The organism is Candidatus Nitrosopumilus sp., from assembly GCF_965263415.1.
In the GTDB taxonomy this organism is placed as follows: domain Archaea; phylum Thermoproteota; class Nitrososphaeria; order Nitrososphaerales; family Nitrosopumilaceae; genus Nitrosopumilus.
Map to the genome: position 1 here is coordinate 516,468 of NZ_OZ253671.1, position 10,746 is coordinate 527,213.

12 protein-coding genes are annotated in these 10,746 nt (G+C 33.0%); 7 read left to right on the forward strand and 5 right to left on the reverse strand.

From position 1 onward, the window contains the following. The first annotated feature begins 4 nt into the window (after window positions 1-4). Window positions 5-502 (forward strand): CopD family protein, encoded by a 498-nt coding sequence (locus ACQY22_RS03660; protein WP_428325182.1) that lies wholly within the window; start codon window positions 5-7, stop codon window positions 500-502. Here the strand turns inward: ACQY22_RS03660 and rtcA are convergent. Then, window positions 482-1,504, reverse strand: a complete 1,023-nt coding sequence (rtcA, locus tag ACQY22_RS03665; RefSeq protein WP_428325183.1) for an RNA 3'-terminal phosphate cyclase — start codon at window positions 1,502-1,504, stop codon at window positions 482-484. The genes ACQY22_RS03660 and rtcA overlap by 21 nt on opposite strands. Window positions 1,505-1,567: 63 nt before the next feature. Between rtcA and ACQY22_RS03670 the strand changes: the two genes are divergently transcribed. From ACQY22_RS03670 to ACQY22_RS03680, 3 genes are read left to right on the forward strand one after another with little or no spacing between them, the layout of a single operon-like run. After that, window positions 1,568-2,062, forward strand: a complete 495-nt coding sequence (locus tag ACQY22_RS03670; RefSeq protein WP_428325184.1) for a nicotinamide-nucleotide adenylyltransferase — start codon at window positions 1,568-1,570, stop codon at window positions 2,060-2,062. 41 nt (window positions 2,063-2,103) lie between these two features. Next, on the forward strand, window positions 2,104-3,249 hold the full coding sequence (locus tag ACQY22_RS03675) for a pyridoxal-phosphate-dependent aminotransferase family protein (protein ID WP_428325185.1): 1,146 nt from the start codon (window positions 2,104-2,106) through the stop codon (window positions 3,247-3,249). 42 nt (window positions 3,250-3,291) lie between these two features. Beyond that, entirely contained in the window at window positions 3,292-4,038 is a 747-nt protein-coding gene (locus tag ACQY22_RS03680; protein WP_428325186.1) for an FKBP-type peptidyl-prolyl cis-trans isomerase, read from the forward strand. A gap of 1 nt (window position 4,039) precedes the next feature. On the opposite strand, the gene ACQY22_RS03685 is transcribed toward ACQY22_RS03680, so the two are convergent. Beyond that, window positions 4,040-5,104 (reverse strand): sn-glycerol-1-phosphate dehydrogenase, encoded by a 1,065-nt coding sequence (locus ACQY22_RS03685; protein WP_428325187.1) that lies wholly within the window; start codon window positions 5,102-5,104, stop codon window positions 4,040-4,042. A 68-nt stretch (window positions 5,105-5,172) separates the two neighbouring features. Between ACQY22_RS03685 and psmB the strand changes: the two genes are divergently transcribed. Together psmB and ACQY22_RS03695 are read left to right on the forward strand one after the other, a co-directional pair. Continuing rightward, complete coding sequence (psmB, locus tag ACQY22_RS03690; RefSeq protein ID WP_428325188.1) at window positions 5,173-5,814, forward strand: archaeal proteasome endopeptidase complex subunit beta; 642 nt, start codon at window positions 5,173-5,175, stop codon at window positions 5,812-5,814. Between the two features lie 7 nt (window positions 5,815-5,821). Next, complete coding sequence (locus ACQY22_RS03695; RefSeq protein WP_428325189.1) at window positions 5,822-7,762, forward strand: beta-CASP ribonuclease aCPSF1; 1,941 nt, start codon at window positions 5,822-5,824, stop codon at window positions 7,760-7,762. Here the strand turns inward: ACQY22_RS03695 and sepF are convergent. Beyond that, window positions 7,754-8,032: a cell division protein SepF gene (sepF, locus tag ACQY22_RS03700; RefSeq protein WP_014964061.1), complete on the reverse strand. Its 279-nt coding sequence runs from the start codon at window positions 8,030-8,032 to the stop codon at window positions 7,754-7,756. The two genes, ACQY22_RS03695 and sepF, sit on opposite strands and share 9 nt — an antisense overlap. Before the next feature lie 73 nt (window positions 8,033-8,105). After that, entirely contained in the window at window positions 8,106-9,119 is a 1,014-nt protein-coding gene (locus ACQY22_RS03705; RefSeq protein ID WP_428325190.1) for a tRNA (5-methylaminomethyl-2-thiouridylate)-methyltransferase, read from the reverse strand. A 72-nt stretch (window positions 9,120-9,191) separates the two neighbouring features. Between ACQY22_RS03705 and ACQY22_RS03710 the strand changes: the two genes are divergently transcribed. Continuing rightward, window positions 9,192-10,256 (forward strand): M24 family metallopeptidase, encoded by a 1,065-nt coding sequence (locus tag ACQY22_RS03710; RefSeq protein WP_428325191.1) that lies wholly within the window; start codon window positions 9,192-9,194, stop codon window positions 10,254-10,256. Between the two features lie 2 nt (window positions 10,257-10,258). Here the strand turns inward: ACQY22_RS03710 and ACQY22_RS03715 are convergent, their stop codons facing one another. Continuing rightward, window positions 10,259-10,741: a hypothetical protein gene (locus ACQY22_RS03715; RefSeq protein ID WP_428325192.1), complete on the reverse strand. Its 483-nt coding sequence runs from the start codon at window positions 10,739-10,741 to the stop codon at window positions 10,259-10,261. Window positions 10,742-10,746: the final 5 nt, after the last annotated feature.

A 10,746-nucleotide genomic window follows, 5' to 3' on the forward strand; every position in this document is an offset into this window, starting at 1 on the left:
AACTATGGCAGCATTAGAACAAGCGATTCTTACTTGGATTCATCTTGTTGCAGCTGCAATTTGGGTAGGTGGTTCATTATTCATTGGAATAGTTTTTTCTCCACTTCTTAAAACTATGACAAATTCGATTGAAGAAAGAATGCAAATTATGATTCGTGTTGGAAGACGATTTAACAAAGTAGCCGTTCCTTCATTAATAATTTTGATGGCAACAGGATTGTATAGTTCACATGTGTTACTAAGCAAACCAGATCTTCTTGTTGCAACGAGTTATGGGACTTTTCTTATAATCAAAATACTTCTTGTAATTGCATTAATCATTACGTATATTGTTCATGTTAGAGTGATTAGGAAAGATGTTGAAGATAAAATAATGTCAAATCAAATGCCTGAACATCAAATTCAAACATTAAGAAAAAAAATCATTATTCTTGGAGAAATTACTGTAGTTTTATCTGTAGCAATATTGTTCTTTGCAGCATTACTTGATGCTGGAGTATGATATTCCTTCAATAATCACTTCAAAACCATTAGGTAATTTTCCTACTCCGTATTTACAACCAGAAATTTTTGATGTTACAAACAAATTAGTTTCCAAATGTTTTGTAATTTTTTTTATTTGAAATGTGGTTTTACCTTTAGCCAAACTTGCAGGAACTATAATCATGTCTGCCAAATTCTCATCCACTGCTTGATCTTCTAAAAATTCATCAAGATCTATATCAAAACTCTGTGTTTTTTTATCAAACAATGCATCAATTCCTACGATTGAATTCTCATCAATACTGTAAACTAGTAAAGATGCACCAGAATCTAATGCCTCTTGTTCTTTAATTTCTACTTTAACAACAAAATTTTCATTTACTAATTTTTCTTTAATTCTCTTAACCTCATTCTCAATTTTTTCATTTGATATTTTTGAAAATGTACATAGAATATTTACTTGGTTTGTTTTTCTTTTTGTTAGTGAAATGGATTTAACGTTTGATGGATTAATTTCTAATTTGATTTCTCCATTCCCTTTTGGATAATATCCTCTTTTTTTCAACTCTAATGAAAAATTAATTCCCATCTTTGAGTATGTTTCTTTCAAAATATGTTGTGTATAATACATTGTGGGGCTCCATTGTACATCTGTCCCACCTTTGATAATAATCTCTAGTTTTTTTTGTGAAATTGCTACTATTGGAATTAAAACTTGTAAGATTAATGAAATGCTTCCTGCAGTTCCTACATCTTCAAATGATTTTGAATTTTGAATTTCTCCTGGAATAAATTTTAATTCTGTGGAACCAATTTTATCACCAATAACTTTAGAATCTGAAATTTTTTTTAGAATTTTAATTGCTGAAAGATGCTGTGGTTTTAATCCAGGAATTTTTCTATTCTTTCTGATATTTTCAATGTGTATTGGCTGTTTTGTAATACATGAAAGAGTAATTGCAGAACGAATTATTTGTCCTCCTCCTTCCCCATATGCTCCGTTAATTTTTAAAAAATCCATGATTTTTTTCTTCTTGTGACTCTTTATGATAGTTTTTTAAAAAGAAATTTTCTATTCTTTTGTATGAACGGTTTGCTAATAGGACGATTCCAGCCTTTTCATCTAGGTCATCTTGAGGCATTACGATTTGCTTTATCAAAAGTTGATAAACTGTGGCTAGGTTTGGGCAGTTCTAACAAGCCTACTGAAAAGAATAATCCTTTTTCAGCTAAAGAACGTAAAGAAATGATTCTTTCTTCAATAGATGATTCAATGAAAGAAAAAATTTCAATCTATTTTATTCCTGACTTGGACAATCATGTAAAATGGATTGAAAAAATAGATACTATAGTCCCAAAATTTGATATTGTATTTTCAAATGATGAATTGACTAATCATCTGTATTCAAAACGAGATGTCCAAGTGATTTCTATTCCTTTTTTGAAAAGAAATGAATTATCTGGAACAAATGTTAGAGATTTGATTATTAGCGATCAGAATTGGAATGTCCTAGTTCCCAAAGGTACAGAAAATTTTTTAATAAATAATGATGCCAAAGAACGTCTAAAAAATCTCTAATTATAAATAAACCCCGTATAGTACTGTTTGGTAGATAACACATGGAATATCTTTCAATGCTTCCAGGACCAACAAATGTACCTAATCGTGTTATGAGAGCAATGTTGGCACCAATCATCAACCACAGAAGTGATGATTTCGTTGAATTGTACACAGATGTAGTTGACAAAACTCAACAAGTATTTGAAACTAAAAATGATATTGTAGCATTGTCTGCATCTGGAACTGGTGCAGTTGAAGCAGGTGTTGTTAATTTAGTCAAGAAAGGGGATAAAGTAATCATTCCTGTAAATGGTGAATTTAGTAATAGATTATCTCAATTAATTGAAGGACAAGGAGCAAACGTTGTTAAACTTGAAACTCCTCCAGGACAAAATGCAACTTTTGATCAAGTAAAAGAAGCATTTGACAATAACAAAGATGTCAAAGCATTCTATGTTGTTCACAATGAAACTTCAACAGGAACTATGGTCAATTACCTTGATAGAATATCTGATTTGACATCTAGAAATGATGCATTCTATGTAGTAGATTCTGTATCTCTCTTAGGTGGCGCACCACTTCCAGTTGATAAATGGAATATTGATGTATGTATGACTGGAGCACAAAAAGCAATTGCAGCTCCTCCAGGAATTTCTCCAATATCTGTTAGTCCTAGAGCTAAAAAATACATGCAAGAAAATCCTCCATCTACAATGTATTTCAATTTAGCAAGATACTTCAAATATTATGATGAAGAAAAACATACTCCTTTCACACCCGCATTACCTTTACTTTATGCATACCGAGAAGCATTAGCAATCTTACTTGAAGAAGGACTACAAAATGTATTCAACAGACACAAAGTTTGTTCAGATGCATTGTACTCTGGACTTAGTGCTATGGGATTATCTCCATTTGCAAAAGAAGAAGATCGTTCAATCTCTATTGTTGCATTAAACTATCTTGATGGTCTTGAAGATAAGACATTTAGAAATACACTTGCAAACAAATTCAAAGTTCTTGTTGCAGGAGGATTTGGAAATCTCAAAGGCAAAGTGTTTAGAGTTGGATGTATGGGTGAAGTTAGCCCATATCATGTCATGAGAACAATCTCTGCAATTTCATCAACATTAGCAATGATGGGATATGAAGTAGATGCTCAAGCAGGACTAAAGACTGCTGAAGAAAAACTGAAGTCTCTCTAAAACCCTGTTAACTTAATATAAGGAAATTCGAGACCGATCACATTGACTTTCGATAAAGGTTCACTAATCCTAGTTGATTATACAGCTAAGGTAAAAGATAGTGAAGAAGTATTTGATACAACTCGTGAAGATGATGCAAAAAAATATTCAATTCATGAGCAAAATGTCAAGTATCAACCAAAACTAGTTTCTATTGGTGAAGTCTCATATCCAGTTCTAAAAGGACTTGATGAGGCTCTTGCAAAAACAGCTGTCGATGACAAACTTACAGTTGAAGTTACACCTGACAAAGGATTTGGTGAAAGAGATTCTGGCAAAGTCAGAATGATTCCAATAAGAAAACTAGGTGAAGATGCAGAGAAAGTTTCAGTTGGTGATACAATCGAAGTTGATAACAAACGAGGAATTATCCGTTTTATTGGCTCAGGAAGAGTTCAAATTGATTATAATCACCGATATGCAGGTAAAACAATTCTTTTTGATGTAAACGTTCTCAAATCACTTGATTCTCCAAATGATAAAGTTGATGGAATTCTAAAAAATAGACTTCCAGTAGAAGACTCTAAAATTTCATTTGACTTGAAAGATAAAGAAGTAAGTATAACCATTCCTGAAGAAATTCTTCGTGCAGATGGTTTACAAATTATGAAACACTTTATCCAATTAGATATTTTCAAATTTGTTCCTACTTTGGAAAAAGTAAACTTTGTTGAAACACATGTCAACAAACAAACTCAAGAAAAGAAACCTGAAACAAAAGAAAAAGCACCTGAACAAAAGGCTGCTTAAATTAGATCACTTTAGTACTCTTTGCAAGATTAAATGCTCTTTTTTCAGTCATTTTAATTTCTTTTAAGATAGTATATCTTTCAGGTCGTAACTCTTGTGCCATAGTTAGAGCTTTTACAATGACATCTGGTTTTAATCCGATTTGTTTTGCAGTAGTTGGTGCTCCAACATCTTTCAATGTTTTAATAATTTTTTTCCAATCCTGTCCTTGTAATTTTGCAATCATTATAGAACCAATACCACATTTTTCTCCATGGAGTCCAATTCCTGGAGCAATTTTATCTAATGCATGTGAAAACAGATGTTCAGCACCTGAACATGGTCTACTACTTCCTGCAATACATGATGCAACACCTGCACTGATTAGTCCTTCAACAATTACTCTTGCGTCTAATCCTTTTCTTGCAAATTCAGAGGAGTTTTCCATGACTATCTCTGCACTCATCATAGCCAAATCTGCTGCATATCTTCCATAGTATTCTTTCTTCTTTTTGTGACCTAATTGCCAGTCTTTTACTGCTATGATGTTTGCAATTAAATCTCCACAACCGCTAGCTAGTAGTTTTGCTGGAGCCTTTTTTATCACATCAATATCAACAAAAACCCCCATTGGGGCTGTTGCCACAATTGAATGAGGTTTATCACTTTTTACAGAAACAAATGGACTAGCCATTCCATCATGTGATGCGGCAGTTGGTAAGCTAACAAATGGCTTTCCTAAATTATATGAAATCAATTTTGCTGTGTCTACAGAACGACCTCCACCTATTCCTGCAATTAAATCTGAATTGTCTTTTTTAACATCTTTTTGAATCTGATTTAGCGATTTTAATTGATTATCTATTGATGTATGCCAAACAAATTTGATTTTTTTTAATTTTAATGATTTTTCAATTTTTTTTCTTAAAACTTTTTGAACATTTGTTCCAGAAATCAACGATACTTTTTTTGGTTTATTCAATGAATTTAGAAACTTTCCAAAATCCCCGATGTTTCTCTCTCCAATTTCAATGAGCCTGGGTAACTCCATTGTATGTGATTTCATGCGATCTTGATTTTTTGTCATTATTTATGATTTCCAGAGATCAAAAAGTTATTTAAAAGGGTGAAATGCCATTTACTTTATCTTAATAGGTGTATTTTTTGTCAAACAATGTTGAAGAAAAAATTTTGCACGGGACTACCACTGTAGGTATCAAGGCAAAGGATGGTGTAGTTTTATGTGCAGATATGAGGGCAAGTGCTGGTTATTTTATTGCAAACAATAACACAATGAAAATTCAAAAAATTGATGATCATGCTGGATTAACATTAGCAGGTGGTGTTGCTGACGCACAAAACATTGTTGATATTTTACGTTATCATTCTAATCTTCACAGAGTTGAAAAACACGGACCAATTTCAATTCACTCCCTTGCAAGACTTTGCTCATTGATTTTCCATCAAAATAGAGGTTATCCATTTATGGCTGATATTTTGGTTGGTGGTTATGATGCAGAAGGTCCTGCATTGTTTAACATTGACATGTTTGGTTCTGTTGAAAAGAAAGCATATGTTACAACTGGTAGCGGTTCACCAGTAGCTTATGGTTTACTTGAAGAAGAGTATAGAGAAGATCTTACAGTTGAAGAAGCAAAAAAGATTGCTTTAAGAGCTGTAAAAGCAGCAATTGTTAGAAACATTGGTACCGGCGATGGAATTAACATCGCAATTATGGATAAAGATGGATTCCGTCTTTTGACTGAAGAACAAAAGAAAGCAGTCATTGAACTTTAGTGATTTAATGCAAAGAAAACAACAACAAAAAGAATTACCTCCTAGCAGCCAGAATATAATGGCCACCATACTGCAAAGTATACCTAAAGATGCTAATGTTACAAAAATTGAATATGAAGGACCACGTATTGCACTTTACACAAATGCTCCTCGTTATCTAATGGAACATAATGAAACAATTTCAAATCTTGTAAGTATAATCAAAAAACGAATTGTTGTTAGAACTGATGAATCAATTAGAAAACCTGAAGATGATGCTAGAAAAATTATTTCAAGTTTGGTTCCAGAAGATGCCAAATTACAAAATACTCTATTTGATACTGCAACAGGTGAAGTTTCAATTGAAGCAAAACGACCTTGGTTGTTACAAAGAAATGCAAAAGAATTCAATCATGCTGAAGTAACTGAAAAGACAGGCTGGAAAATCCGTGTCAGAAAGGCTACGACTGTTCCATCTCGTACTATTCAAACAATTAATGCAACACTCAAACAAGCTTCTGCTGAAAGAAGCAAACAACTTAAACAAGTTGGAGATGAAATTTTCAGACCTAGATTAACCCAACGAACAGAAGTTTCACTTTATACTCTTGGTGGATTTGGTCAAGTTGGACGTTCTTCACTATTATTATCTACTCCTGAAAGTAAGATACTCATCGATTGTGGAATAAATCCTGGAGCACGTTCTCCAATGGATGCATTTCCTAGATTAGACTCTTTGAATCTCACATTAGATGATCTTGATGCTGTAGTTATTGGTCATGCACACTTGGATCATACTGGATTCTTACCTACATTATGTAAATATGGATACAAAGGACCAATTTATTGTACAGAGCCAACACTTCCTATGATGAATCTAATTCAATTAGATGCAATCAAAGTTGCAGCAGCTCAAGGAAGAACTCCAATCTATTCTGAACGTGATGTCAAACAAATTATGAGACAAACAATTACTTTACCATATGGAACTGTAACTGATATTTCTCCTGACATCAAACTAGTTCTTGCAAATGCAGGTCATATTCTGGGCTCTGCATTATGTCACTTTCACATTGGAAATGGTGATCACAATTTTGTTTATTCTGGCGATATTAAATTTGGAAAAAGTATTTTGTTTGAAGCCGCAGAATGGAGATTTCCTAGAGTAGAAACATTACTTGTCGAAAGTACATATGGTCTTAAAGAAGACATTCAACCTAGTAGACAAGAAGTTGAATCTGCTTTCATTAATGCTGTAAACAACACTCTTGCAGATGGCGGTAAAGTCTTGATTCCTATTCCTGCAGTTGGTCGTGCACAAGAAATCATGATGGTAATTGATCATTATATGAAATCTGGTGAAATGATTGAGGCTCCAGTATTTACTGAGGGGATGATTTCAGAGGCTTCTGCAATTCATGAATCATATCCTGAATATCTTGCACGCGAATTAAAACAAAAAATTCTTGAAACTGATGATAATCCATTTGATTCTGAATACTTTACAAACATTGAGCATGCAGATGCCCGAGAAGAACCTATGCGAGAAGATTCTCCTTGTATAATCTTGGCAACATCTGGTATGTTGGAAGGTGGACCTGTTTTAGAATATTTCAAGAATATTGCCCCTGATAAAAAGAGCAAAGTACTCTTTGTATCTTATCAAGTAAATGGAACTCTGGGACGAAGAGTTCTTGATGGATCAAAACAGGCAACTATGTTAGGAAAAGAAGGTAAGGTTGAAGTTGTAACGATCAATTGTGGTGTGGAAAAATTAGATGGATTTAGTGGACATAGTGATTATAACCAACTCATGTCATTTGTACAACGACTTAGACCAAAACTACGAAGAGTGTTGGTTAATCACGGTGAGAGAAAAAAATCCGAAAACCTTGCTATGAATATTAGAAGAATGCATAGAGTTCCTGCTCATTATCCTCAAATTCAAGAAGCAATAAAATTATTTTAGATCGTACTCTGGTTTCCAAATCTTTATGTTGGATGGAGCAACAATAATTCTTTCTTCACCCAATCTTGCAATATCTGCACCAGCACTTTTTGCAATAGAATACAATTCTTCAACAACCTTTCGAAGCTGATCCACATCTTTTTGAGCTAGCGGTGTTACCCTAAGAATCAAAATCATATCTTTTTTGATATCTTCTTGAATCGAATGTACATCGCTGATATCTCTAATGGTGATAGCCTTTAGAAATGTCGTATTTTCTTGTTTTTGCATTCTGATTGAAAATGTGATCTACTCCCTCAAAAACTCTTCCTTAGTTTTAACTAATTTTTTAAAAATTTTACGCCTAAATTCTAAATTTAATGTAATCTTCTTCTTCTATGCTTTTAGCACTAATTTCTTCACTAATGTCCCCATCTTTTACTAAAACAACTTCTTGTTGATTTTTTGGTGCATCTGAATATCTTAGAGTTACTGATGCTGCAAATTTTGTATGATCTTTTGCATTCTTGCCTCTTAGAATTGATATTGGTCCAACATGATCTTTTGCTTCAAGTAAAATATCATTTGGTAATGCAATTGCTTTGATCATTTCATTTTCATCTTTATTTCTACCAACAACAAATTTTGTTTCTTCATCTAATCTGAAATGTCTTCCAATTTTCAACAAATCAATATCATTTATTGTTGGATTTTCAACATGATTAAAAAGATCTTTAGCTTTAACTCCAAATTGTGGTTCTGTTAATAGACATCCTCCACCAGCATTAGGTGGATTTTCAATTCCATATTGTTTTGCCATGTCTAATTGATTTCTTCTTGTTCTACCTCTTATCATTCCAAGATTTTCTCTCTTGATCAACCCTTCTTTCTCTGGAATTGTTTCTGGTAGTAATGCAGCCGATAATGGTCTTACAATTTTTCCTACAAGATCTGATTCTTTTTCAATAGTTCTTAATGCAGGTCCATGTTGACTCATTGGACGTTGGCCTAATACTTCTCCTGATACAATAAATTCTGCTCCAATCTCTTCCATGTGTTTTTTTGCAGCATCAAACATCATGGCTCTGCAATCAATACATGGATTAAATCCTGCACCAATACCATGTTTTGGATGTTTTAACATCTCGATGTATTCATCACCAAGGTATACTGTTTTCAAATTTACATTAAGATCGTCTGCTCTTTCTCTAATTTCAAATCCACAACCTCTCCCACAATCAAAATCACAAAATGGTGTCTTTATAGCAACTGCAGATACATCAAATCCTTGCTCTTGCATCATTCTTACTGCAAGCTGACTGTCTAGACCTCCAGACAATAATGCAACAACTTTCTTCTTTTCTTTTTCTTCAGTCACAGCGATCTAGACTGAATTTCCATATACAAACTTTGCATCATACATAAATTATGAAACAAGTGTTTTTTGTGTGTGAAACAACGTAGAAAAAATCTACTAAAACATGCCCAAAAGATCGGTTGTGATACTTTGGTTACATTTGAGCCTGAAAATCTCTTTTACATGACTGGATTTTGGGGTGAAGCAATAGGCTTACTAGAAAAAAATGGGAAAACTACCATTATTGCTCCAGAACTTGAGGTTGGTAGAGCCAAAGATGAATCTGAAGACTGTGATGTAATCACTGCAGAACGTGGAACTGGTCTTGTAACTTCACTTGTAAAGAAAATAAAGAAAAATCGTGTTTGTACTGATTGCCAAAATTACTCTATTATGACATCTTTGAAAAAATCGCTTCCAAAAATAAAATCATCTACAGAGCCATTTTACAACTCTCGTATAATCAAAGATGAAAATGAGATCAAAATTCTCAAAAAAGCATCCAAAATCATTGATGAAATGTTTGAAATCTGCTCAAAAAAGATCAAAGAGGGTCAAAAAGAGTCAGAATTACAAACAATTTTGATGACTTATGCAATGGAGCAACAAATGTTTGATACTGGATACAAATCAACTCTAAATCCATTAATTATTGCTGGAGGTCCCAATGGTGCTTTACCCCATGCTCAAGTAACTCAAAGGAAATTCAAAAAAGGTGATCTTGTTGTAACTGATCTTACATTAAGATACAAGGGATATGTTTCTGATGCAACAAGAACATTTGTAATAGGAAATATTTCATCACAAGCTAAAGAAGCATATGAAATTGTTAAAGAATCTCAAAAACTTGGATTAAAAGCTGTAAAACCAAATGCAAATTGTAAAGATGTTGATTTTGCATGTAGAAAATACATTGATGAAAAAAACTATGGTCAATACTTTATCCATTCAACTGGTCATGGAATTGGATTAGAAGTTCATGAACTTCCTACCGTTTCATACAGAAGTGATACAAAACTTAAAGAAAACATGGCAATTACTGTAGAACCTGGAATCTATATCGAAAATAAATTTGGAATACGAATAGAAGATTCTTTGATTGTAAAGAAAAATCCTATTGTTATGCACAAATTTACTAAAGATCTGGTCACAATTTAAGCCTAAGAAAACGTAACTACATCAATTACATGTTTTGATTCAGGATTGTTTGATGTAATTTCTTGAGACTCTACATTAACATTCCAATCAAAATTCATTTCTCCTTTGTATGATTTAAAATTCAAAATTATATTATACTCATCTGAATTTACATTTGTAACTGACAAATCTAGAACTGTTTTCTTATGTCCGTAAATTTTTTCATCTGGATATTCTTCATCTATTTGATTTTTGATGACTTCTTTTACAGTCAGTTTTGATTCTACTCCTGCATTATAGTTTAACAAAGTGTCTAGAGCCATCTGCTCTTCTCCTGAAAATTCTGGTAGACTGTTTTCAAAATTTTTCTCTGATAATACACTTTGAGCTGAAATTACGATTAATGCAACGGCTGCAAGATAAAATGGTGCTCTTTTTTTAAGAAATGCCTGTAACCCTGACTTTTTTGGCTTCTCTTCTTCCTTCTTTTTCTTGTCTTTGACCATTTTCC

Bases quoted from the DNA above. Each gene is read 5' to 3' on its own strand.
- ACQY22_RS03715 (WP_428325192.1), bottom strand. From the start codon at position 10,741: ATGGTCAAAGACAAGAAAAAGAAGGAAGAAGAGAAGCCAAAAAAGTCA.
- ACQY22_RS03675 (WP_428325185.1), top strand. From the start codon at position 2,104: ATGGAATATCTTTCAATGCTTCCAGGACCAACAAATGTACCTAATCGT.
- rtcA (WP_428325183.1), bottom strand. From the start codon at position 1,504: ATGGATTTTTTAAAAATTAACGGAGCATATGGGGAAGGAGGAGGACAA.
- ACQY22_RS03670 (WP_428325184.1), top strand. From the start codon at position 1,568: ATGAACGGTTTGCTAATAGGACGATTCCAGCCTTTTCATCTAGGTCAT.
- sepF (WP_014964061.1), bottom strand. From the start codon at position 8,032: ATGCAAAAACAAGAAAATACGACATTTCTAAAGGCTATCACCATTAGA.
- ACQY22_RS03695 (WP_428325189.1), top strand. From the start codon at position 5,822: ATGCAAAGAAAACAACAACAAAAAGAATTACCTCCTAGCAGCCAGAAT.
- ACQY22_RS03685 (WP_428325187.1), bottom strand. From the start codon at position 5,104: ATGACAAAAAATCAAGATCGCATGAAATCACATACAATGGAGTTACCC.
- ACQY22_RS03660 (WP_428325182.1), top strand. From the start codon at position 5: ATGGCAGCATTAGAACAAGCGATTCTTACTTGGATTCATCTTGTTGCA.